The organism is Microbacterium sp. NPDC057944 (assembly GCF_042887445.1).
GTDB classification, from domain to species: Bacteria; Actinomycetota; Actinomycetes; order Actinomycetales; family Microbacteriaceae; genus Microbacterium; species Microbacterium natoriense.
In genome coordinates this window covers 739,654-762,855 of record NZ_JBHVPJ010000001.1, presented here as the reverse complement: position 1 = coordinate 762,855, position 23,202 = coordinate 739,654, and the positions used below count along the sequence as shown (strand labels likewise).

16 protein-coding genes are annotated in these 23,202 nt (G+C 69.3%); 10 read left to right on the top strand and 6 right to left on the bottom strand.

The window, feature by feature from the left end; translation table 11 throughout:
- The first annotated feature begins 11 nt into the window (after positions 1–11).
- Positions 12–1,205 carry a low temperature requirement protein A gene (locus ACFVRO_RS03400; protein ID WP_386949257.1) on the top strand — a complete coding sequence of 398 codons (1,194 nt, stop codon included), beginning with the start codon at positions 12–14 and terminating at the stop codon, positions 1,203–1,205.
- A 51-nt stretch (positions 1,206–1,256) separates the two neighbouring features.
- On the opposite strand, the gene ACFVRO_RS03395 is transcribed toward ACFVRO_RS03400, so the two are convergent.
- On the bottom strand, positions 1,257–2,489 hold the full coding sequence (locus tag ACFVRO_RS03395; protein ID WP_386949255.1) for an MFS transporter: 1,233 nt from the start codon (positions 2,487–2,489) through the stop codon (positions 1,257–1,259).
- A 59-nt stretch (positions 2,490–2,548) separates the two neighbouring features.
- On the opposite strand from ACFVRO_RS03395, the gene ACFVRO_RS03390 reads away from it, so the two are divergent.
- Positions 2,549–3,613, top strand: a complete 1,065-nt coding sequence (locus tag ACFVRO_RS03390; protein ID WP_386949253.1) for a LacI family DNA-binding transcriptional regulator — start codon at positions 2,549–2,551, stop codon at positions 3,611–3,613.
- A gap of 133 nt (positions 3,614–3,746) precedes the next feature.
- Here ACFVRO_RS03390 and ACFVRO_RS03385 read toward each other — a convergent pair whose 3' ends face one another.
- A complete protein-coding gene (locus ACFVRO_RS03385; RefSeq protein WP_386949250.1) occupies positions 3,747–5,240 on the bottom strand; it encodes a hypothetical protein in 1,494 nt (497 codons plus the stop codon).
- Positions 5,241–5,340: 100 nt separating this feature from the next.
- Between ACFVRO_RS03385 and ACFVRO_RS03380 the strand changes: the two genes are divergently transcribed.
- The 7 genes from ACFVRO_RS03380 (at position 5,341) to ACFVRO_RS03350 (ending at position 12,784) form a co-directional block, all read left to right on the top strand.
- Positions 5,341–8,286 carry a Na+/H+ antiporter subunit A gene (locus tag ACFVRO_RS03380; RefSeq protein ID WP_386949247.1) on the top strand — a complete coding sequence of 982 codons (2,946 nt, stop codon included), beginning with the start codon at positions 5,341–5,343 and terminating at the stop codon, positions 8,284–8,286.
- Positions 8,286–8,819, top strand: coding sequence for a Na(+)/H(+) antiporter subunit C (locus ACFVRO_RS03375; protein ID WP_105673477.1), 534 nt, complete (start codon positions 8,286–8,288; stop codon positions 8,817–8,819). The genes ACFVRO_RS03380 and ACFVRO_RS03375 overlap by 1 nt, the downstream gene beginning before the upstream one ends.
- Positions 8,816–10,369 carry a Na+/H+ antiporter subunit D gene (locus tag ACFVRO_RS03370; RefSeq protein ID WP_386949244.1) on the top strand — a complete coding sequence of 518 codons (1,554 nt, stop codon included), beginning with the start codon at positions 8,816–8,818 and terminating at the stop codon, positions 10,367–10,369. The genes ACFVRO_RS03375 and ACFVRO_RS03370 overlap by 4 nt, the downstream gene beginning before the upstream one ends.
- Entirely contained in the window at positions 10,366–10,938 is a 573-nt protein-coding gene (locus ACFVRO_RS03365; protein ID WP_105673479.1) for a Na+/H+ antiporter subunit E, read from the top strand. The genes ACFVRO_RS03370 and ACFVRO_RS03365 overlap by 4 nt, the downstream gene beginning before the upstream one ends.
- A complete protein-coding gene (locus ACFVRO_RS03360) occupies positions 10,935–11,204 on the top strand; it encodes a monovalent cation/H+ antiporter complex subunit F (protein ID WP_105673480.1) in 270 nt (89 codons plus the stop codon). The genes ACFVRO_RS03365 and ACFVRO_RS03360 overlap by 4 nt, the downstream gene beginning before the upstream one ends.
- Complete coding sequence (gene mnhG / locus ACFVRO_RS03355) at positions 11,201–11,590, top strand: monovalent cation/H(+) antiporter subunit G (RefSeq protein WP_386949241.1); 390 nt, start codon at positions 11,201–11,203, stop codon at positions 11,588–11,590. The genes ACFVRO_RS03360 and mnhG overlap by 4 nt, the downstream gene beginning before the upstream one ends.
- A 633-nt stretch (positions 11,591–12,223) precedes the next feature.
- A complete protein-coding gene (locus ACFVRO_RS03350) occupies positions 12,224–12,784 on the top strand; it encodes an endonuclease domain-containing protein (RefSeq protein ID WP_386949239.1) in 561 nt (186 codons plus the stop codon).
- A gap of 288 nt (positions 12,785–13,072) precedes the next feature.
- Here ACFVRO_RS03350 and ACFVRO_RS03345 read toward each other — a convergent pair whose 3' ends face one another.
- On the bottom strand, positions 13,073–13,834 hold the full coding sequence (locus ACFVRO_RS03345) for an alpha/beta fold hydrolase (protein WP_386949236.1): 762 nt from the start codon (positions 13,832–13,834) through the stop codon (positions 13,073–13,075).
- 142 nt (positions 13,835–13,976) lie between these two features.
- Here ACFVRO_RS03345 and ACFVRO_RS03340 point away from each other — a divergent pair, with 142 nt between their 5' ends.
- Positions 13,977–15,332, top strand: a complete 1,356-nt coding sequence (locus tag ACFVRO_RS03340) for an MFS transporter (protein WP_386949233.1) — start codon at positions 13,977–13,979, stop codon at positions 15,330–15,332.
- 50 nt (positions 15,333–15,382) lie between these two features.
- Here ACFVRO_RS03340 and ACFVRO_RS03335 read toward each other — a convergent pair whose 3' ends face one another.
- From ACFVRO_RS03335 to ACFVRO_RS03325, 3 genes are all read right to left on the bottom strand, one after another.
- Complete coding sequence (locus tag ACFVRO_RS03335) at positions 15,383–18,028, bottom strand: penicillin acylase family protein (protein ID WP_386949231.1); 2,646 nt, start codon at positions 18,026–18,028, stop codon at positions 15,383–15,385.
- 107 nt (positions 18,029–18,135) lie between these two features.
- Positions 18,136–20,319, bottom strand: a complete 2,184-nt coding sequence (locus ACFVRO_RS03330) for a YhgE/Pip family protein (RefSeq protein ID WP_386949228.1) — start codon at positions 20,317–20,319, stop codon at positions 18,136–18,138.
- Complete coding sequence (locus ACFVRO_RS03325) at positions 20,316–23,171, bottom strand: YhgE/Pip family protein (protein WP_386949225.1); 2,856 nt, start codon at positions 23,169–23,171, stop codon at positions 20,316–20,318. The genes ACFVRO_RS03330 and ACFVRO_RS03325 overlap by 4 nt, the downstream gene beginning before the upstream one ends.
- Between the last annotated feature and the right edge of the window lie 31 nt (positions 23,172–23,202).

The following is a 23,202-nucleotide window of genomic DNA, read 5'->3' as shown; positions in this document are numbered from 1 at the left end:
ATCGAGTGAACATGTCGACGGACCGCACCGGATCAGCATTCCTCGCCCGCATCGGGCTGTCGCGCATGCGACCGCGAGACCCGAACGAGCCGCACAGGGCCGCGAGCTCGCTCGAGCTGTTCTTCGACCTCGTGTTCGTCGTCGCGGTGTCGTTCTCCTCCGCGCAGCTCCATCACCTGGAGGCGGAGGGGCACGCGGGCACCGGTGTGCTCGGCTACCTGATGGTGTTCTTCGCGATCTGGTGGGCGTGGATGAACTTCACGTGGTTCGCGACGTCCTTCGCGACCGACGACTGGCTCTACCGGGTGATGACCATCGCGCAGATGGCGGGCGTCCTGATCCTCGCCGCCGGAGCCGCGCCCGCGATGGGCGAGCACGACTTCACCGTCGTCACGATCGGATACGTCATCATGCGGCTCGCCCTCGTCGGGCAGTGGCTGCGCGCTGCGGCCAGCGACGCCGCGCTCCGCTCCACCGCGTTGCGGTACGCGGTCGCCATCGTGATCGTCCAGATCCTGTGGATCATCCGCCTCTTCGTCCCGGATGCCGTGGGGTTCGCCGCCTTCTTCCTCCTCGCGGCGGCGGAGATCGCGATCCCCGTGTGGGCGGAGTCGCGCAAGCCCGCACCGTGGAACCCCGGACACATCGCCGAGCGCTACAGCCTGTTCACCCTCATCCTTCTCGGGGAGTCGATCCTGGCCTCCGCGAGTGCGGTCGTCGACGCCATCGACACGGGGCATCACATCGACGCGCTGCTCGTCATCGCCGGATCCGGACTCGTCATCGCCGCGGCGATGTGGTGGGTCTACTTCGCCCGCGAGCACCACGAGCACATCGCGGGGCTGCGGTCCAGCCTCGCCTTCGGCTACTTCCACTACGTGATCTTCGCGGCGGCGGGGGCCTTCTCCGCGGGGATCGAGATCGCCGTCGATCAGGTCGGCGGCGACTCCGACCTCGCCCACCAGGCGGCCGCGGCGATGCTCAGCGTGCCCGTCGGCCTGTACTTCCTCTCCGTCTGGTGGCTCACGCTTCGCCGTTCGCTCACCGTCGCCGGCAACGTCACCGTGCTCGTCGGGGTGATCGTCATCGCGGCGAGCATCCTCGCCCCCGGACTCTGGGCCGTCGCGCTGGTCGCCGCCGGGGCGGTCGTCGCGGTGGTCGCCGTCGAGGTCGGCGCCCGATCGGACAGCGTTCTCGAGGCGTAGTCCGCAGCGCACGCCCGCCGGGGAGCGCTCGCTCCCTGGCGGCGTCCTGCGCTAGCCCTGCTTCTCCGGCTCGGTCATCTCGTCGGCGCGGAGCGGCCGCGCCGCCGCCGAGAAGAGACCGGAGAGCGCGGCGAGCACCACGAGGATGTACAGGGTGTTCAGCAGCCCGACGTGCTCGCTGATGAATCCGAGCACCGGGGGGCCACCGAGGAAGGCGATGTAGCCGATCGTCGCGGCGGCGCTCACGCGTGCCGCGGCCTTGGCGGGGTCGTCGGCCGCCGCCGACATGCCGAGAGGGAACCCGAGGGACGCCCCGATGCCCCACAGCGCCGCAGCCACGAAGACCAGGGGCGTGTTCGGCGCGAGGATGAAGAGCAGGATGCCGCCCGCCGCCGTGATCGCGAGGATGCGCAGCACGATGACCCGGCCGAAGCGGTCGACCAGCGGACCGCCGAAGAGTCGGACCACCGTCATCGCGACCGAGAAGGTGGCGAGGGCGGCGGCGCCGGCGGCGGGACCGGCGCCGTGGTCTTCGGAGACGCCGAGCGCGAGCCAGTCGTTGGCCCCGCCCTCGGCGAAGGACATGCCCAGCATCACGACGCCGAGCGCGTAGGTGCGCGGTTCGCGCCAGGCCTCCAGCGCCACGTGCATCCGCTCGCGCCAGTGCGGCTTCTCCGCGGGAGACGGGTCGAGCGCGGCTTCGCGCACGGGGACGTTCGCGAAGCACACGACAGCCAGGACGGCGATGACGCCGGCGACGACGAAGGAGTGCATCGACACGTTCGCGCCGAGGTGCACGGCGAGGGCGCCGAGACCCGCTCCGATCACCGTCCCGAAGCTGAAGAAGGCGTGGAACACCGGGAGGATCGTCTTGCCCATCTGCTGCTCGACGGCCGTGGCCTCGACGTTCATCATGACGTCGAGGGAGCCGTTGCCGAACCCGAACAGCACGAGGCCGATGACGACCATGGGCGCCGAGCCCATCACGTTCGTGCCCACGCCGACCAGCGTCAGCCCGACCGCGAACGTGAGCATCGTCGCGAGCATCCCGACCCGCGCACCGGTGCGCGCCATGACGGCGGGACTCGTCGAGATGCCGATGATCGACGAGACGCCCATGCCGAGCAGCAGCAGCCCCATCTGGGCGTTGTCGATGTCGAGGGCGAGCTTGATGTCGGGCACGCGAGAGGCCCAGGTCGCGATCGACAGGCCGCTCGCGAGGAAGATCGCGAAGATCGCGGCGCGCCAGCGCACGAACTGGGGGCGAGTGAGGGCGGTGTCCATGCCGGACACTCTATCGAATCGATTCGATCCCGCGAAACCAGGGGAGGTATCCTCGAAGTATGAGCAGTCAGGACAGCCCGCGACGAGCGACGATCGCCGACGTCGCGCGCGAGGCCGGCGTCGCGACATCCACCGCCTCCGTCGTCTTCAGCGGCAAGGCCAAGGTCTCGGCGGGGACGCGCGAGCGCGTGCTCGCCGCCGCCGCCGAGCTCGGCTACGCGGGCCCCGATCCGCGTGCCGCCTCCCTGCGGAGGGGACGCAGCGGCATCGTCGCCGTCGTGCTCGAGGGGCATCTGCGTGCGGCCTTCCTCGACCCGGTCACCACCGCCATGATGGACGGACTGACCGACGGCCTCGCCGACCTCAGCGCGGGCATCCTGCTCATGCGCGACGATCCGGGCGAGAGCGACGGGTCTCCGCTGGCGAACGCGCCGGTCGACGCCGTGGTGCTCATCGGATGCTCAGGGCGCACCCGCGCCTCGCTCGACATCGTGCGCGGCCGGGGTCTTCCCGTCGTCGTGATCGAGGGGGATGCCGGAGAGGGCATCCCGCGGATCACGCTCGACAACGCGGATGCCGCCGCCGCGGTCGCCCGCCACGTGCGGGAGCTCGGGCATGAGGACGTGGCCCTGGTCACCCTCCCACTCGACACCGCGCGCGACCGACTCCCGGTGACCCCGCAGCGGATCAGCACCGCGACGGTCGACGTCACGATCGACCGCCTCGCCGGCATGAGGTCGGTCTTCCCCGACGCGCCGGCGATCTCGGCATCCGGCAGCCTGATCGACGAAGGTCTCCTGGTCGGACGGATGCTGCTCGCCGACGCCGAGAGCCGCCCGACAGCCGTGCTCGCCCAGAGCGACCTGCTCGCCGTCGGAGTGATCCGCGCCGCCGAGGAGCTGGGGCTGCGAGTACCGGAGGACCTCTCCGTCGCCGGCTTCGACGGCATCGCCGTCGACGGGCTCGGCGGGCCCGTGCTCACCACGAGCGTGCAGCCCGCCGTCGAGAAGGGGCGTGCGGCGGGCGAGCAGGTCGCGCGGATGCTCCGCGGCGAACCAGGCATCACCCAGCACCTGACCTGCCGCTTCCGCGAGGGCACGACGACCGCGGCTCCGCGGGGCTGAGGTCGCACGGGCGCTCACCGCGTTTCGTCTCGCTCCGCTCGCTCAACGACCAGCGAGGCTGCGCAGGGAGCCGCGGGCTCGGTCGTCGAGCGAGGGAGCGGAGCGACCGAGACGAGACGCCGACGACTCGGCCTCAGCTGTGCGGCGGGCCGAGCGGGAGCGTCGTGGAGCCGTAGTCGAGGATGCGGTAGCGGCCGCACGGCACGACGCTCTCCGGCACGGCCGGCGTCGGCAGCTCCCACTGCACGCTCTGCGCATCCTCGACGAGGAACGAGACCTCGCCCACCGCGAAGTCGGTGCGGTTCACCAGCCAGGCGTACGCGTTCAGCCTGTTGTCGACCTGCACCAGCTGCGCAGGGTCGTCGAGGTGCGCCTTCGGCAGCCGGACGCTCCAGAACTGCCCGGCGCCGGTCCGTCCCGAGGCGTTCACCCAGTCGGTCACGCAGGTGAGGTCGGGATCGGGCGCCTGCGCGGCCGCGGCAAGCCGAGGGATGCTGAGGCCGCCGGCCACGAGTAGAACGATCGAGGCGACGGCGGCCGCCTGGCGCGCGGGACGCTCCGGCAGGCGCAGGGCGCGAGGTGCGGCGACGAGAGCGAGCAGCGGGGCGAACGCGATGGGCTGAAGGTACCGCGCCGCGTGGGTGCCGAGCGCGATCGCACCGAGCGTGACGAGCAGCGGCAGCATCCATCCCGCCGCCGCGACGAACCTCTCCGCGTCGGTGGAGGCTCGGGCGGTCCTGAACGCGGCGAGCACGATGAGGGCGGCGGTGACGAGCGCGCCGAGGAGGCCCAGCGGAGTCGACAGGCGGTCGCCGAGCAGGCCGCCGTAGTATCCGATCGACTGCATCCACAGCTCCGGCTGCGCGTATCCCGCACCGGTGTTCGCGATCCATGCCGAGAACGGAATACGAGCGAGGAAGCCGAGCGCCGTGCCGCCGACAAGTACGGCGAGCAGGAGCAGCATCCGCCCCCTCGCCCGCGATCGGAAGAAGCCGATCGCCAGGAGCACCGTGAGCGGAACCGTCGCCCACACCGCGAAGAGCGGGTTCGTCAGCGTCGCGACGGCGGCGATCGGAGCGACCGCGACGACGCAGACGGGCCCGGGGCGATCGAGCGCGCGTCGCATCAGACCGATGACGGCGATGAGGGCGACCACGGTCGAGGAGTAGTAGGTCGTCGTGAGCTGGAGCGAGGCGAGCTCCAGGGCATCCCTCGACGCCGAGGTCTCCGTCGCGGCCAGCACCCCGAAGGCGCACAGGGCGACCAGGGACCACGCGACAGGGGCGCTCCCCTCGTGTCTGCGGCCGGCCGTGAGACGGATCACGCCGTACAGGGCGAGCAGATTCACGACCGCGTTCACGGCGAGAAGACCGTCGAGATCGAGCGGCAGCAGGGCGTCGACACCGGCGAACACGCCCGACTCCGGGAGGAACAGCACGCTCGACATGGCCCAGTCGAGCGGTCCTCCGGCGAGGGCGGATCGGGCGAACATCGCGACGATCAGCGAGTCCCCGTCGCGGAAGAGGAGCTCGGAACGAGCGGATGCCGCGACCTGCCCGGCGACGGCGATCGATACGCCGAGCGCGGCGAACCAGCCGAGAAGCTCACGGGTCCAGGCGCGTCGCATGGGACAACTCTCGCACGCTCACACCTTTCGCCCAGGTAAACTGGACGGACACCCGCCCGCCAGTGCCGCAAGGCCGACGAGCCCAGAGGGAGCCACGATCATGTTGACCCTCCTCGGTGTGTTCCTCCTCGGATCGCTCCTGATGCCCGTTCTCGTGCGCTGGATCGGCGCGCGCGCGTTCATCGTCGCCGCGCTCATTCCCGCCGCGGCATTCATCCATGCCCTCGTGCTCACGCCGCAGGTCCTCGACACGGGCGCCTCGCCTTTCGAGACCGTGTCCTGGATCCCGCAGCTCGGGCTGAACATGTCCATGCACATGGACGTCCTGGGCTGGGTCCTGACCCTCATCGTCACCGGCGTCGGCGCCCTGGTGCTCTACTACTGCCGTTGGTACTTCCACGACGACTCCGCGGGGATCGGCCAGTTCGCCGGCGTCCTGCTCGGCTTCGCCGGCGCGATGTACGGACTCGTCCTCACCGACGACCTCGTCATGCTCGTGATGTTCTGGGAGGTGACGAGCATCCTCTCGTACCTCCTCATCGGCCACTACCGGCGCCGCGCGGCCAGCAGACGCGCCGCCCTGCAGGCGCTGCTGGTCACCACCCTCGGCGGCCTGGTCATGTTCGTCGGCGTTGTCCTCCTCGTCGTCGACGCCGGTACCTCGAGCATCCGCGAGATCCTCGCCCTGGCGCCGACCGGACCGATCGTGGATGCCGCGATCGTGATGCTGCTGATCGGCGCGATCAGCAAGTCGGCGCTGTTCCCGTTCCACTTCTGGCTCCCCGGCGCGATGGCGGCCCCGACGCCGGTCAGCGCGTACCTGCACGCGGCCGCGATGGTGAAGGCCGGCATCTACCTGATCGCCCGGTTCGCCCCGATCTTCGCGTTCAGCGGGCCGTGGCGCCCCATCGTCATCTCTCTCGGCGTCTTCACGATGCTTCTCGGCGGCATCCAGGCCCTGCGCGAGACCGACCTCAAGCGCATCCTCGCCTTCGGCACCGTGAGTCAGCTCGGCTTCTTCGCGGTCGTCGTCGGATACGGCACGCAGGCGTCGGCCCTCGCCGGCCTCGCCCTGGTGATCGGCCATGCGCTGTTCAAGTCGGCGCTCTTCCTCATCGTCGGCATCATCGACCGCCAGCTCTCCACCCGTGACATCACCGAGCTCTCCGGCGTGGGCAGACAGGCGCCGATCCTCGCTGCGACCGCGTTCATCTCGGTGGCGTCCATGGCCGGCATCGCGCCGACGATCGGATTCGTCGCCAAGGAGTCGACCCTCACGGCACTCCTCGACGACGCGCAGGGCGGCTCGCCGTGGGGTCTGGTCGCGATCATCGGCATCGCCGTCGGCTCCATGCTGACCGCGGCATATGGCACGCGCTTCCTCTGGGGCGCGTTCTTCACGAAGCGCGATCAGCGCGGAGATCGGATGCCGGAGACGGCATGGCCGGATCCGCCCGTGGGCTTCCTCGCGGCGCCCATCATCCTCGCCGGGCTCACCCTCGCCGCCGGCATCGGCGCCCCGGCGCTCGACGTCGCGCTGCAGGGGTACGCCGTCACCGCGGCCCCCGGTCTCGACCACGCGGGGGAGGCCGTCGAAGGACCGGGCCATCTCGCCCTCTGGCACGGGTTCGAACCGGCTCTCGGCATCTCGATCCTCACGATCCTGCTCGGCATCGGCCTGTTCCTGCTCACCCGCCGCACCGGCTGGGATCGCAAGCCGCGCGTGCTGCCGTTCACCGCCGCCGATGCCTACTACCTCGCCATGCGCGGCATCGACCGTCTCTCCGTGCTCAGCACGACCCTGACCCAGCGGGGCTCGCTGCCGGTCTACGTCGGAACGATCTTCGTGGTGTTCGTCGCCGCCGAGGTCACCGCGCTGCTCGCGAGCGACATCGACCGGTTCCAGCTCTCGGCGTGGCACACTCCGGCGCAGATCGCCGCCGCCCCGCTCATGGCGGTCGCGGGCATCTTCGCCGTGCGCGCGCAGAAGCGCTACACCGGCGTCGTCCTCGTCTCGGTGACCGGATTGGGCATGGTCGCCCTCTTCGCGACCAGCGGCGCCCCCGATCTCGCCCTCACGCAGGTGCTCGTCGAGACCGTGACGATGGTCACGTTCGCGCTGGTGCTGCGGAGGCTTCCCGCGCGGATGGGCGAGCACAACGCCTCCGTCGGCCGCATCCCTCGGGCGCTGCTCGGGATCGGCGTGGGCGTGACGATGGCGCTGGTCGCCGTCGTGGCCACGCAGTCCAGGGTCGCCGAGCCGATCTCCGAGATGTTCCCGAAGCTCGCCTACGAGCTGGGTCACGGCAAGAACGTGGTCAACGTCGCGCTGGTCGACCTCCGCGGATGGGACACGATGGGCGAGCTGTCCGTGCTCGTGCTCGCCGCGACGGGCGTCGCATCCCTCGTCTTCGTCACGCATCGCGCCGATCTGCTCGCGGCGACCAAGACCCTCCCGAGGTCCGCGCGGCGGGCGACGCGGGGTCGGCCGCTCGTGGAGACCACGGAGGGCGTGCGCTTCCAGACCTCCGAGAACCGCAGCAGCCCGCGCGCCTGGCTCGTGAGCGGGTCGAAGATGAAACCGGAGAACCGGTCGATCCTGCTCGAGGTCATCGTCCGCGTGCTGTTCCACACCATCATCGTCGTGTCGATCTTCCTGCTGTTCTCCGGCCACAACCTCCCCGGCGGCGGGTTCGCCGGAGGCCTCGTCGCCGGCATGGCGCTCGTGATGCGGTACATCGCCGGCGGGCGCTGGGAGCTGGGTGCGGCGGCGCCGACGGATGCCGGACGCCTCCTCGGAGCGGGGCTCGTGCTGGCCGTCGGCACCGCCGTCGTGCCGCTGTTCTTCGGCCTCTCCCCGCTCACCAGCACGTTCTGGGAGAGGGAGATCCCCGGTCTCGGACACATGGAGTTCGTCACCTCGACGATCTTCGACATCGGCGTGTACCTCGTGGTGATCGGCCTGGTGCTCGATGTGCTGCGCAGCCTCGGCGCCGAGGTCGACAGGCAGACGCAGGAGATGCGCGAGAGAGGGGTGAACATCTGATGGATGTCTCGCTGACCCTCATCGTCATCATGGCCGTGCTGTTCGCGTGCGGTGTCTACGCCATGCTCGAGCGCAGCCTGACCCGCGTGCTCATCGGCTTCCTGCTGCTCGGCAACGCGACGAACCTGCTGCTGCTGATCGTCATGGGAGTGCCGGGCAACGCGCCGTTCTTCGGCACGGAGGGGGAGATGAGCGACCCGCTGCCGCAGGCGCTGACCCTCACCGCCATCGTCATCACCTTCGCCGTCTCGGCGTTCCTGCTCGCCCTGATCTACCGCTCCTGGCAGCTGGGCCAGGCCGACACGGTCGAGGACGACGAAGACGACATCGCCATCCGCGGACGCACGGATGCCGAGGAAGACCTCATGGGCGACGACGAGGGCGACTACACCGACGACGACGTCACCACCGACTTCGTCGGCGTGCAGACCGCCCCGATCACGGTGCTGCACATGCGCGATCACCCCGCGATCGACGATGAGGCCCCGGTCGACCGGCCGACGGCATCCGACGATGGGGGAGACCGCACGTGACCGCCCTCATCCCCCTCCTCGTCGCCCTGCCGCTGCTCGGCGCGGCGGTGACCCTGATCTTCGGACGCAACGCCCGCGTGCAGTCGATCGTCACGGTCGTGACCCTCGTCGTCGTCTCGGTGATCGCCGCCGTCCTGCTCGTCGCGGTCGATGCGGGCAGTCCGCTCGCGGTCTCGGTGGGCGGGTGGCCCGTGCCGTTCGGCATCGTGCTGTACGTCGATCGGCTCGCCGCCCTGCTCGTGCTGGTGTCGAGCATCGTGCTGCTCGCCGTGCTCCTGTTCTCGATCGGCCAGGGTGTCGCCGACGGCGCAGAAGAGACCCCGATCTCGATCTTCAACCCCTCGTACCTGATCCTCGCGGCGGGCATCTTCAACGCCTTCATCGCCGGCGACCTCTTCAACCTCTACGTGGGATTCGAGATCCTGCTCGTCGCGTCGTACGTGCTCATCACGCTCGGGAGCACCGAATCGCGCATCCGCACCGGCGCCGTCTACATCGTCGTGTCGCTCGTGTCGTCGATCCTCTTCCTCGCGTCGATCGCGATGATCTACGGAGCCCTCGGCACCGTGAACATGGCGCAGATCGCCGAGCGGATGACGGAGCTCCCGCAGGAGACGCAGCTCGTCCTGCACCTCATGCTCGTGATCGCCTTCGGCATCAAGGCCGCGATCTTCCCCGTGTCGTTCTGGCTCCCCGACTCCTACCCGACGGCGCCCGCCCCGGTCACCGCCGTCTTCGCGGGCCTGCTGACGAAGGTCGGCGTGTACGCGCTGATCCGCACCGAGACGCAGCTGTTCGCCGACAACAGCATCAACACGCTGCTGCTGATCATCGCCCTCGCGACCATGATCGTCGGCGTGCTCGGTGCGGTGGCGCAGGCCGAGCTCAAGAGGATCCTGTCGTTCACGCTGGTCAGCCACGTCGGGTACATGATCTTCGGACTCGCGATAGCGACCCCCGCAGCGATCGGGGCGACGGTGTACTACATCGTCCACCACATCATCGTGCAGACGACCCTGTTCCTCGCGGTCGGCCTCGTCGAGCGTCGAGCGGGCAGCACGTCGATCCTGCGGGTGAAGGGGCTGCTCAAGGTCGCGCCGGTGATCGCCGTGCTCTACTTCATCCCCGCGATCAACCTCGGCGGTCTGCCGCCGTTCTCCGGGTTCATCGGCAAGTTCGCGCTGTTCGAGGCCGCGGCATCCGTGGGGACCCCGCTCATGATCGTGCTGATCGTCGGCGGCATCGTGACCTCGCTGCTCACGCTCTACGCCCTGATGCGCGCGTGGAACCTCGCCTTCTGGCGCGAGGAGGAGGACTCCTCCGAGACCGAGGGCCGCATCTCGCACCTGGGCAACGCCCCCGCCGCCGATGAGCAGCAGGAGCGCCGCCGCATCCCCGCGATCATGACCGTGGCGACGGCGGGGATGGTGGCCGTCACGGTGTCTCTGACCGTGTTCGCCGGACCCCTCTACGCGCTCTGCGACCGCATCGGCGAAGCGCTGCTGCAGCCGGTGAGCCTCGTGCAGCTGGAAGACGAGGTCGACGGATGAGCCCCGACAGCGGCCGGCACTTCTGGCGGGACCTCGGCGTGCAGCTGCCGTTCCTCGCCTGGCTCGTCGTGCTCTGGATGCTGCTGTGGGCGCAGTTCACGCTGCTGTCGTTCGTCACCGGTCTCGTCGTCGCGATCTTCGTGACCCGTGTCTTCCGGCTGCCGACGGTGGAGCTCTCCGGCCGCATCAACGTCTGGTACGCCGTGACCCTCGGCGTGCAGTTCCTGTTCGCCGTGCTGCGGGGCGCGCTCTCCGTGGCCGTGCAGGTGTTCGACTTCCGGCGGCAGCCGGGCACCGCGATCATCGCCGTGCAGCTGCGCTACTCCGACGACCTCATGATGACGCACGTCGCCGTCGCGTCATCGCTGGTCCCCGGGTCTCTCGTGGTCGAGGCCGATCGCGACCGCCGCATCCTCTACCTGCACGTGATCGGCGTTCGCAGCATGGCCGACGTCGAGAAGCAGAGGGCCGGCGTGCTCCTGTGGGAGAAGCGGATCGTCCGTGCGCTCGGCGACCCGGCGCAGTATCGTGCGCTGAAAGAGGACGAAAGGGCGGAGGCGTCGCGATGAGCATCCTGCTCGCAGTCATCATGGTCGTGTTCGGCGTCGCGGCCGTGCTCACCGTCATCCGCATCGTCAGAGGCCCCTCGATCCTCGACCGCGCCGTCGCGTCGGATGTGCTCCTCACCGAGGTGATGTGCGTGCTCGGCGCTGAGATGGCCATCAACGGACACACTCGCAGCATCCCCGTGCTGCTGATCATCGCCGCGATCGGGGTGTTCGGCTCCATCGCCGTCGCCCGCTTCGTCGCGAGAAGGGACAACACGACACCATGAACGTGTTCGGTCTCATGATCCCGGATGCCGTCATCGACGTGGCGGTCCTCGTGCTGATCCTGCTCGGGGCGCTGCTGTGCCTGTCGGCGGCGGTCGGTCTCCTCCGCTTCCGCGATGTGCCGTCGCGGTTGCACGCGGCGACCAAGCCCCAGGTGCTCGGACTGCTGCTGATCTGCATCGCGATCGCGCTGTCGCAGCGCTCCGTCGGCGGCATCCTCTTCGGCCTCGTGCTCGTCGCGCCCATCGTGCTGATGCAGTTCGCGACCGCACCCCTGTCGGCGCACATGGTCGGTCGCCAGGCGTACCGCAACGGATCGATCGACCAGCGTCACCTCGTCGTCGACGAGCTCGCCGACTCGAAGCAGACCCCACCCGGCGCCGGGTAGCCGTTCCCGGGCAGGCCGGCCGATCCGGCACCGGCCGATCCGGCACCGGCCGATTCGGCACCGGCCGATCCGTGCATGTGGATCCGGCGCGTCTGTTCACAACTCCTCAAAGTTCGCTGCCGGACCTCTCTCCCTGCAGGAAGTCCCGCCACTCCCGCCGCCGGCCGCGACGATCCTTGAGGAGTTGTGAACGCGGCCCATCGATGCCACTTCTCCTCCCCAAGTCGCCCTCGGGGCAAACTTGTTCACAATCGCCTAACCGGCGCTCCCCGATCTCTTCGCTGTTGCCAGACTTCAGCGATGATCCGACCGAGAACATCCGTGAGAGAGCGTGTCGTGAACGCGTACGCCCCTGTCGTCTTCAGGCGAGCCGAACTGCGTGAGCACGGCATGAGCGGACGTCAGATCGCGACGGCCGTGCGGAACGGAATCCTCTGCCGAATCCGGAGGGACCGGTACGCGGATCCGAGCACGAATGACGATGTCATCGAGGCAGTGCGGATCGGGGGACGGCTATCGTGCCTTTCACTGCTCCGTACTTTCGGCGTGTTCGTCCATCGTTGCGACCGACTGCACGTGCAGGTCGCACATGGGGCCTCACGCCTTCGGATGCCGCTCAGCTCGCGTACCCGTGTGCACTGGTACACCGGAGGGGGCGAACGATCTCTGCACGCCGCATCCGTCTTCGATGCGGTGCGCGAGGGGATCCGCTGTCAGCACCCTCGTGCGGCGCTGGCCACCCTGGATAGCGTGCTGCATCACGGTGTGATGACTCGGCGTCAACTCGAAGAGGTCTTCGCGGAGCTGCCGTCTCGGTACAGATCCCTGCTCGTGCTTGTGGATCCGTCAGCGGAGTCAGGGCCGGAGACGTACATGCGGCTCATCCTGCGCTCGCTGGGCGTGCGCTTTGAGACGCAGATGCTGTTGGCGGGTGTCGGCCGTGTCGACTTCGTCGTCGAGGGCTGGCTGATCATCGAGTGCGACAGCAAGGAGTTCCATGAGGGATGGGACAAGCAGGTCGAGGATCGGCGCCGTGACATGGCTGCGGCAGAGCTCGGCTACGTGACCTTGAGGCCTCTCGCGAGCGAGATCATGGACGCTCCGGATCAGGTGCGCCGGTCGCTGGCTACGGCGATCAGTGTTCTCGGGACGAATCTCACAGCCGCCAACCGTTCACAACTCCTCACAGATTGAGGTGAACAGGGTCAGAACCCCCGGCATCCGGCTCTCCTGAGCATTTTGTGAGGAGTTGTGAACGCCGAACCGCGCCGCCCCGGTCGCCTCAGACCCGGGACCAGACCCGGGACCAGACCGGAATCAGACTCGCACCAAACCGGGAGCAGACCCGGGATCAGGCCGGTCTCAGACTCGCACCAGACCGGGAACCGACCCGGGATCAGGCCGCAATAGACCCGCACCAGACCCGAATCAGACCGCAATTGACCCGGATCGGAACCGCGCCAGGCCTGGACCAGGGCCGGATCAGAGCCGGTCGGCGAAGCGCTGGATGAAGGATGCCGCGGGGCCGGCGTCGCTGATGAGCGTGCCGTGGCCGTGGTCGGGGATCACCTCGAGCTCGGCGCCCGGGATGTGCGTGAGGATCTGCTGGCACCAGCTCATCGGCGCGAGCGGGTCGTGCTCGCCGCGCAGCACGAGGGTCGGGCGGTCGATGCGTGCGTAGGCCTTCTCGGGCTCGTGCACGATGGTGGCCCGGATCTTCCGCAGCAGGTTCGGTCCCCCGCGAAGGTACTCGCGGGCGCCGCGCCAGAGCACGACGGGCCGTTCGCCGAGCAGGTCGCGCAGCAGGTACGAGGCCTGGGCGCGGATGCTGCGCGAGGCGCTGTCGACCGTCGGACCCGCCAGCACCACGCCGGACACGAGGGACGGATGCCGGGCCGCGAGCTCAGCGGCGATCTGGCTGCCCATCGAGTGTCCGATGACGACGACCGGAGCTTCGTCGGCGTGGCGGAGGTAGGCGGCGACGAGATCGGCGTGCCGTTCCATGGTGAGGGTGCGCGTGGGCTCGGGGGCCTCGCCGAAACCGGGGAGGTCGACCGCGATGACCCGCCCGCGCAGCCGCTGCACCACGTCGAGGTAGACGCTGCGCCCCATGCCGATGCCGTGCAGCAGGATGAAGGTGCGCTCTCCGGTCCCGAAGGTCTCGGTGATCAGGGTCGCGCCGCCGTGCTCGAACTCGGCGAGCAGTGCCGGAACATCCTGAGGAGCGAGAAGGCGATTCGGCACCCATCCACGCTAGTCGACGCGGATCGCCCTCGACGACTCGGCCGCCGCTCCCGCACCCGAAGACCCCTCCCCGCGCACGGGGAGATGTACAAGGCGCAGGCCGGAACGGCGGGGTCGGCCGCCCTCCGTGCGAGGATGAATCGTGCCCTCCTCCAGCCCAGACGCCGACGAGGCGCAGACGGAGGAGGGGGCCAAGGGCCTCGCCGCCCGCATCGCCCACAGCCTCAGCGATCCCGTGCTCCGCGCCCTCGTCACGGCGGTGGCCGTGTCTCGCATCGGCCGCGGCGTCTTCCTCGCGGTCACCGTCCTCTTCTTCACGCAGATCGTCGGTCTGAGCGCGGGCGAGGCGGCGATCGTCCTCGCGGTGTCGAGCGGATGCGGTGTCGTGGCGTCCTTCCTCGGCGGATGGTCGGCCGACCGCTGGAGCGCCCGTCGGCTCACCTTCGTGTTCGAGGCTCTCGGCGGTCTGCTGCTCGCCGCCTACGCGTTCGCGGGCGACTTCACCTCGGCCCTGCTGCTGGCGTCGCTCTCCGGCTTTTTCGACTCGATGGGGTACTCGGCGCGGTCGGCGATCATCGCCCGGGGCTTCCAGGCCGAACGGCGGGTGCATGCCCGTGCCGTGCTGCGCACCGTCACCAACGTGTCGATTGCCGTGGGGTCGGCGATCGGCGCGTTCGCGCTCGCTCTGGGAACGGCCGAGGCCTACCGGATCGTGATCGTGGGGGCGGGACTGCTGTGCGCGGTCGGTTCTCTGCCGCTGCTGCGCCTGACGGCCGAGGTCGATGCACCGGCGCGCGCGACCCCGCAGCCCTCGGTCACCGCCACCGGTTCGATCGACACGGATGCCGCGGCCGCCGCCCTCGCCGAGCGCACGGATTGGAGCCGACGCTCTCCCTGGCGCAACCCGCGGTACCTGGCGCTGACCGTCCTGACGGGTGTCTTCGCGATGCAGTTCGGCGTCTTCGAGGTCGGCGTGCCCCTGTGGATCACTCGCGAGACCGCCGCCCCAGAGGTGACGTTCGCCGCGCTGCTGATCGTGAACACCGTCCTGGTGGTGATGTTCCAGGTGCGTGCGTCGCGCGGAACCCACGACCTGCGCACCGCCGGCCGTGTCACCCTGATCGCGGGCGGCCTGATCGTCGTCGCCTGCCTCGTCTACGCGCTGGCGGCGGGAGTGCCGGCGTGGGCGGCGATCCTGCTGCTGGTCGCCGCGACCGTCGCCTACACGTTCGCGGAGATCCTCTCCCAGGCGGGCGGCTGGGGGCTCAGCTTCGAGCTCGCCGACCCGAAGCGCGCGGGGGCGTACCAGGGCGTCTTCGGCATGGGGTTCTCGCTCGGCTCGCTCGCGGCCCCCCTCGTGGTGAACGCCACGGCGATCACCTTCGGCTTCGCGGGGTGGGCGATGCTGGCCGTGATCTTCCTCGCCGCGGCGTCAGGAACCTGGGTCATCGCCCGTCGTGCCGCCGCCGCATCCGACTCCGCTGCGGCGTCCGTCTGAGCCGCACCCGCGCGCCGGCCCCGAAGGATACCCCGCCCGAACGGCGCAGGTCAGCCAGCCGGAGTGAGCACGAGGGTGTTCACGGTCGCGGCATCCACCGCCTTCGGGGAGAAGGCCCAGGGCTTCTGCACGCCTGCGGCCCAGTCGGCGGTCTGGTCGGTGTAGTGCGCGTCGAAGGCATGGCCGGATGCTCCGGTCAGGTGGATCCACGTCGAGGAGTCGAAGTCGGAGAGGTCGATGACCATGCGCATCGACGGCACGGTGGTCGTGGCGTAGGAGGTGCCGAGCTTCCAGCCGGTCGCGTTCACGACGGACCCTCCGCCGCCGACGGGGTAGGGCCCGCGGTTGAAGAGCCATTCGATCGGCGCGATGCCGGAGGAGCCGAACGTGGAGGTGGCGAGGCTGAGCGCGTGCAGGTCGCCCCAGTTCCACCGGGAGACGTCGTCGCCCTGCAGCCCGGCGAGCTCGTCGTAGGCCTCCTCGGCGGAGAGGGCCAGCATCTCGTCCATGCCGTCGACCTTCAGCTGAGGGTTCGTCCACAGCGGGTCCGCGGGGTCGTCGAGCAGGGCAGCGACGACGGTGAACAGGCGCCCCTGGCCGTCGATCGGCAGCGGCTGCTCGCGCTCGCCGAAGATGTTCTGCACGAGGTTCGACCACAGCACGTTCGCGTACGCGGCGGCGGCGGAGGTGGCGTCGTTCTGGGCGTCCCAGCCGTCCAGCAGGGCCACCGCCTTCTTCGGACCCGCTCCCTTCACGTCGACGTCTGCGATCGCGGCCGTCAGGCTCTTCGCGATCCACATCTCGTTGTCCATCTGGATGTCGCGCATGTCGGCGGCCGACAGCGGGCCCTCAGCCGCTCGTCGCTCGATCAGATGCGCGATGCGGCCCGCCCGGTAGCCGTAGTCCCAGTCCTTGGTGAGGAAGTGCGCGTAGTCGTCGGTGACGATCGCGTTGTTGGCCGTGACGATGTACCCCGAGCTCGGGTTGTACGACACCGGCAGCTCCTCGAACGGGATGAACCCGGTCCAGTCGTAGGCGCTGTCCCAGCCGGGCTGCGGCATCCATCCGTCTCCGGCCCCGCGGATCGGCAGGCGGCCGGGCGCCTGGTAGCCGATGTTGCCCTCGGTGTCGGCGTAGATGAGGTTCTGCGCCGGCACATCGAACAGCGATGCCGCACGGCGGACGTCGCCGAAGTCCTTCGCGGTCGAGAGGGCGAAGATCGCGGTCGAGGCCGTGCCGGGGTCGAGGGCGGTCCAGCGCAGGCTGACGGCGTACTCGGTCTCGCTCGACGGGGCGGATGCCGCGGCGCCGCCCGCGCTCAGAGCGGGGTCGGGGTCGTCGGCGAGGGCGGTGAAGTCGTCGACCAGCCCGGAGATGATCGGTCCGTGCACGGTGGAGCGGATCTTCAGGGTGACGTCGTCTCCGCCCGCGACCTTGATCGTCTCGGTGCGCTCCTCGAGGGGCACGAGGGCGCCGTCACGCCAGTACTGATCGCCGTCGATCTTCTCGATGTACAGGTCGGTGACATCCGTGGTCAGGTTGGTGAAGCCCCACGCGACCTGCTGGTTGTGCCCGATCACGATGCCGGGGAGTCCGGAGAACGAGAAGCCGCCGACGTCGAAGGGGCAGCTGTCGGTGACCTTGGTGCACTTGAGCTGCACCTGGTACCAGACCGAGGGGAGCGCCGAGCCGAGGTGGGGGTCGTTCGAGAGCAGCGGGAGGCCGCTCTCGGTGAGGGAGCCCGACACCACCCACGAGTTCGAGCCGATGCCCTCGCCCACGTCGCCGACGAGGAGGCTGGCGGCCTCGATCACGTCGGACGCCTGCTGCCACTCGATCGTCGTGCTCGCCCGCTGCACCTCGTCGTCGGCGCCGTCGGAGGTGTAGGCGACGGCATCCGCGTCCGTCCCCACCGCGGGCACCGTCGAGATCTTGGGCACGATCACCGGGTTCTCGTCGAAGGGATACGGAGGGTAGAGCTGATCGAGCGCCGACGACACTTCCGCGTCGGTCGCGGATCCGTCGGCGAGCTGGGAGGCGAGCAGCGCCCGCTCCGTCTCGTCCTCGACGTTGGTGCGGAGGTCCCACGCCATCGCCTTGAGCCAGGCGACCGAGTCGGCGGGGGTCCACGGCTCGGGCGAGTAGTCGGCGTTCTGCAGACCGAGGACCGCGTACTCGAGGGAGAGCTCGGCGCCGGAGCGCGAGGCGAGGTACGCATTGACCCCATCGGCGTAGGACTCGTAGTAGCCGCGGGTGGTGTCGTCCATCGCCTCGACCTCGGCTTCGGCGACCTCGCGCCAGCCGAGGGTGCGGAGGAACGAGTCGGTGCCCACCTGGGACTCCCCGAACATCTCGGCCACGCGGCCGGACGTCACATGGCGGCGGAAGTCCATCTCGAAGAACCGGTCCTGCGCGTGCACGTATCCCTCGGCGTAGAACAGATCATGCGTCGTGTCCGCCGTGATGGTGGGGATGCCGCGCTCGTCGCGCTGCACGGTGACCTCGGACGTCAGCCCGGTGAGCTCGACCGCGCCGTCGGTCTGCGGGAAGGAGCGCTGGATCGTCCACGTGAGGAAGAAGGCGGCGGCGACCGCGATGACGACGACGCCGGCGAGGACGAGGAACGCGATGCGCCCGATGCGGACGGGCAGCGAGGAGCGCGAGGGTGCGGCCGCAGCCGGCGAATCGGTTGTCATCGTCGAGAACTCTTTCGGGTGGCGTCGTGAGACTCAGTCCCACGAGCCCCAGGACGCGTGTCAGTACGCGTTCTCGCATCATACTCAGGGCCGGGGCCCTCAGGGACTCACATGAGCTTCGTGGACGCCAGCGCGCGCAGCAGCTTCTGGTTGAAGCCGATGAGCGGCAGACGCAGCACAAGACCGAGCAGCAGGGCGGGCAGCATGAAGGCGGACAGCCAGCCCAGCGACACCCAGAAGTCGTTGTGATAGATGCCGGCGATCGCGGAGCGCATCGCGTTGACGGCGTGCGTCGCGGGAAGGAACGGGCTGATGTTCTGGAACCACTGCGGGAGCACCTGCAGCGGGTAGGCGCCACCGGAACTGGAGATCTGCACGACGAGCATCAGCACGGCCAGCGCCTTCCCCGCGTTCCCGAACGTCACCACGAACGTGTAGACGATCAGGGTGAACACCAGCGACATCACCCAGCCGGTCAGGATGAGCAGGAACGGATGCTTCGGCTCCACCTGAGTGAACAGCACGCTGCCGAGGCACACCAGGGAGCTCTGCAGGAACCCGACGACCGCGAAGATGCCGAACCGGCCGAGATACGTCTGGGTGGGGGAGAGCGCCGGCAGGCCGGAGCCCTCGCCACGGGGAGGGTCGACGCGGATCGACACCGAGATCAGCAGTGCTCCGACCCACAGTGCGAGGGTCGTGTAGAGCGGAGTCATGGCGGCGCCGAAGCTCACGACCGAGTAGACGGGCACCCGCTTGAGCTCGACGGGCTCGGCGAGATGGGTGGCGAGCGCATGCGGGTCCGCGCCGATCAGCGCGGTGAGCTCGCTGAGGTCGCCGGTGTCGATGGCCTTCGTCAACGCGGCGGCGAGAGCGTCGAACCGATCGGCGGTCTCGGTGAGCGAACCCGAGATCTCGGTCGTCAACGACTCGGCGTTCGTCAGCGCCGTGCGCAGCGAGTCCGAGCCGGAGAGCGAGTCGGCCACGGAGGAGAGATCCGACTCGATCGAGTCGATGCTGCCGCCGATGGTCGAGAGGGTGTCGGCGAGGGCGTCGAGCTTCGGCCGCAGGCTGCCCGTGTACGCGTTCCGCGCATCCTCCACGGCCGCTTTCGCGCTCGCGATCAGAGCCGTGATCTCCTGGTGCCGGCCCTGGACGTCGGCGTTCGTGTCGGTGATGTCCGTCGCGGTCTGCACGAGGGTGTCGTGCAGGTCCTGCTGCCGGACGATGGCGGCCTCGATCCGCGATACGGCGCGGTCGAACTCGTCCAGCGTCGCCGGAGGCAGCTGCGGACGGACGTCGTTCACGAGGGTGTCGCGCAGGGCCTGGTACTGGTCGATCTGCGTCTGGACCCGCGTCGCGACGGCGCCGACGGCCCCGGCGGCGTCGCCCGACTGGGTGCTCATCGACGCGAACACGTCGTCGATGCTGTCGGCGACGGCCTGGTAGCTGTCGGCCGTGCCGGAGAGGGCGTCGCCGAGCGACGCCGTGGTGGATGTGAGGACGTCCTTCAGCGTTCGAGCGGCATCCGTTCCGCCGCCCAGTGCACCGGTGGCGTCGTGGAGCGCATCACCGGATGCCGTCGCCAGCGCCGACGCGCTGTCGACCAGCGGCCGGCTCGAAGCGATCAGGGAGGTGAACATGTCGGCCGTCGCCGACCCGGAACGCAGCTGCGCGGCGACCTGGCTGACGTGGGCCTGCAGCCGGGACAGCATCGCCTGGGTGTCGGCGTCGTCGAGGTAGCCGGAGAGCGACGTGATGATGTTCAGCGCGGCCTCGCTGAGGGTCTCCGTGAACACCTCGTTGATGCTCGTCGTGACCTCCCCCGCACCCTGCTCGGTGATCTTCGGGGCCAGGGCGTTCTTCTTCTCGTTGGTGTAGTACTCGATCGAGGTGCGCTCGGAGCCGTTCGAGTAGAACGTCATCATGTCGGCGCTGAAGCTCGGCGGGAGCACGATCGCGGCGTAGTACTCGCCCGACTTCGCGCCGTCGATCGCCTTCTCCTCCGAGGTGATCACCCAGTTCAGATCGTCGTTCGCCCGCAGCGCCGACAGCACCTGCTCGCCGACGTTGATGCGGAGAGGGATGAGATCGCTCTGATACCCGTCATCGGTGTTCGCGACGGCGACGGTGAGGTTCTTGGTGTTGTCGAACGGGTTCCAGCTCGCGATGACGTTGAACCAGGTGAACAGCGAGGGGATGACGACGAGGCCGAACAGCACGATGACCGTCATGACATTGCTCGTCGCCCGTCGCAGGTCGAACAGGAAGACGCTGAGGATGTTCTTCACTTGTCGTCCTCCCCGTCGTGCGCGTCGTGGCCGGTCTCCGGCGGGTCCGTCTTCTCGGCGTCGATCGGTCCGGCATCCGTCTCGGTCTGCAGGGGCTCCGCGTCGGCGTCTGCCTCTGCCGGTGCGTCGAGCACCTCGGTGTCGGGAGCCTCGGCGTCGGGCTCGCGATCGATGCCGTCGGCGATGAACAGCTCCTCCAGGACGGCCGTGTCGTCGGCCGCGTCATCGACGAAGGCATCCGGCCGCTCCAGCACGGCGGTGCGAGCGGGTGAGGCCTCGGCGCCCGCGTGGGGGACGGCGTCGGCCAGCAGGAGCGCCCCGCGGCCGTTCTCGACGACGAGAGCTTCGCGCAGGTCTGTCTCGGGCAGGTCGGCCACCTCGGCGGCCTGATGGATGCTCTGCTTGACGTACTCCAGCGTCACCAGGAAGGCGATGAGGATCAGGCACCACAGCGCGCCCAGGCCGAGCATCGTCGCCTTCGCGCCGGGCGTGAGCCACGCGGCGAGGGCGAGAAGGGCCATCCCTCCGACGCCGACGATCAGCGTGAGGCGCAGCACCGTCGGATACCGATCGGTGAACCGTCGGGCGCGCTGCGCGACCTCTGCGCGGTAGCCGGCGCCGTCGGTCAGAGCGCGGATGATCTCCGGCGTGCGCCGGCGGCCGGTGATCTGCACGTCTTCACTCACGAACAGCTGGCTCTCGGCGAGGCGGGTGTTGAACAGCAGCGCGAAGTTGCCCAGCCGGCGGCGCAGGAACAGCCCGAGCACGAACGCCAGTGCGACGAAGACGGCCAGCGCTCCCATGAACCGCCAGTAGTGGCCGCCGTAGAAGCCGCTGATGGTCTCGCGCAGTGCGTCGATGCCGTAGGTGAACGGCAGGAACGGGTACAGCCCGCGGAAGAAGTCCGGCATCATCTCGATCGGGTACAGCCCCGATGCGCCAGGGATCTGGAAGATCACCAGCAGGATGCACAGGCCCTTGCCGACGATGCCGAAGCACACGGACAGCGCGTAGATGATGCTGAGGTAGGCCAGGCCGATCAGCACGCCGGTCCCGACGAAGGCGAACGGGTTCGCGGTCTGCACGCCGATGACGAGGTTGCCCACGCAGACGAGCACGGCCTGGAACACGGCGATCGACGCCAGCAGCATCCAGCGCCCGAGGTACGCCTGGCGCACCGAGACCCCCTCGACCCCTTCGGTGTCGACCTCGAGCCGCATGATGACCATCAGCACGAACGCGCCGATCCACAGCGACAGGTTGGTGAACAGTGCGGCCATGGCCGATCCGTATGACTTCGTCGGGAACAGCACGTTCTCCTCGACCTCGACGGGTGAGGCCATGAACCGGGCGATCTGGTCGGCGTCCAGTCCGCTGATCGTGCTGAGCCGGTTCCAGATGTCGGCGGCGCTGAGCGCCAGGATGTCGGTGCGCACCCCGCCGAGGCCGGACTGCGCGGCGGCGAGGTTGTCGTCGAGAGCGGTGAGTGCCGCGGTGGTCGACGTGAGCTGGGTCTTGAGGCCGGCGAGCAGTCCCTGCGCCTGCGTCAGCTGGGTGCGCTGGGCGCCCAGAGCGGCCGAGAAGGAATCCGCGCTGGACGACAGCACCGACATCGCGTGGTTGAGCTGAGGGATGCTCTGCGTGAGCGCATCCCTGATGGCGCCGGCCGAGGTCGCCGCCGTGCCGACGGCGGCATCGACGGCATCCGCCGAGGCCGTGACGGAGTCGATCGTGGAGGAGACGTCGGTGTTCAGCTGCTTCAGCTGTGCGAGCACCTGCGCGTCTGCGGTGTTGCGCTCCTGCAGGGCGGAGATCGCCTCGCTCAGCCGCTGGGCGGCGTCGGATCCCGGGGTGGTGGCGTCGAGCGCAGCCTGGAGTTCGTCGAGGGCCTTGGCGTTGGAGTCGATGACCGCGGAGAGGTCGCTGATCGCCCCGCCCACCGCGACGTTCGCCTTGTGCAGGCCCGTCGACAGCGTGGCGATCGAGGTGTTCATCTTCGATGACGCGTCGGCGAGCAGGGTGGCGCCGGAGACGTAGGCGGAGGTCACCTCATCGGTGAACGCGAGCAGCTCCTGCTGCGCCTCGGCGGCGATCTTCTGCGCCTGGGCGACGGCGCTCTGCACCTCTCCGAGGGTCTTGTCGACATCGCGCAGCGCGACCGCGGCGCTGTCGATTCCGGACTGGGCGCCGGTCAGGCCGGTCTGCAGCTCCGTGATGCGCTGGCGGGCGGTGTCGACCTTGCCGACGGCGTCGTCGAGGGCCGCGACCGTCCCGTCGCGTGCATCCCCGAGCCTGGCCTCGGCGTCTCCTCCCGCGTTCTTCAGCTGCTCGGTGACGGCCTCGGCGACGACGGACACGAAGGTGCTGTTGATCTGGGTGTCGAGGGTCGAGGCGCCGACATCGGTGATCTTCGGGGCGATCGCGTTCGCCTTCTCGTTGACGAAGTACTGCAGAGCGGGGCGGTGGAAGTCGCCGGTGGTGATGCTGACGAAGTCGCGGCTGAAGTCCGCGGGGATGATGATCGCCGCGTAGCTCTTCCCGCTCCGGACGGCGTCCATGGCCTCGTCCTCGTCGACGAACTCCCACCCCAGCTGGTCGTTCTCCTTGAGCTGGCCGACGAGCTCGCCACCGACGTCGATGTGTCCGGTGAGGTCGGAGGTCGCCCCCTCGTCCTGGTTGACGATCGCGACGGAGACGTTCTGCGTGTTCGAGTACGGATCCCAGAAGGCGATGATGTTGAACCACGCGTAGAGGGACGGCGTGACGATGACGCCGACGATGATGATCCAGGCCTTGCTCACGCGTGCGATGCGGCGGACGTCGCGCCGGAAGACGCTCAGCGAGTTGTGCATCGTGCCCCCTCCGGCGCGCTCATCGTCGTGT

Coding starts and splice junctions, on each gene's coding strand:
- ACFVRO_RS03390 (WP_386949253.1), top strand. CDS start 2,549: ATGAGCAGTCAGGACAGCCCGCGACGAGCGACGATCGCCGACGTCGCG.
- ACFVRO_RS03395 (WP_386949255.1), bottom strand. CDS start 2,489: ATGGACACCGCCCTCACTCGCCCCCAGTTCGTGCGCTGGCGCGCCGCG.
- ACFVRO_RS03385 (WP_386949250.1), bottom strand. CDS start 5,240: ATGCGACGCGCCTGGACCCGTGAGCTTCTCGGCTGGTTCGCCGCGCTC.
- ACFVRO_RS03335 (WP_386949231.1), bottom strand. CDS start 18,028: ATGACAACCGATTCGCCGGCTGCGGCCGCACCCTCGCGCTCCTCGCTG.
- ACFVRO_RS03400 (WP_386949257.1), top strand. CDS start 12: ATGTCGACGGACCGCACCGGATCAGCATTCCTCGCCCGCATCGGGCTG.
- ACFVRO_RS03325 (WP_386949225.1), bottom strand. CDS start 23,171: ATGCACAACTCGCTGAGCGTCTTCCGGCGCGACGTCCGCCGCATCGCA.
- ACFVRO_RS03360 (WP_105673480.1), top strand. CDS start 10,935: ATGAGCATCCTGCTCGCAGTCATCATGGTCGTGTTCGGCGTCGCGGCC.
- mnhG (WP_386949241.1), top strand. CDS start 11,201: ATGAACGTGTTCGGTCTCATGATCCCGGATGCCGTCATCGACGTGGCG.
- ACFVRO_RS03380 (WP_386949247.1), top strand. CDS start 5,341: ATGTTGACCCTCCTCGGTGTGTTCCTCCTCGGATCGCTCCTGATGCCC.
- ACFVRO_RS03365 (WP_105673479.1), top strand. CDS start 10,366: ATGAGCCCCGACAGCGGCCGGCACTTCTGGCGGGACCTCGGCGTGCAG.
- ACFVRO_RS03375 (WP_105673477.1), top strand. CDS start 8,286: ATGGATGTCTCGCTGACCCTCATCGTCATCATGGCCGTGCTGTTCGCG.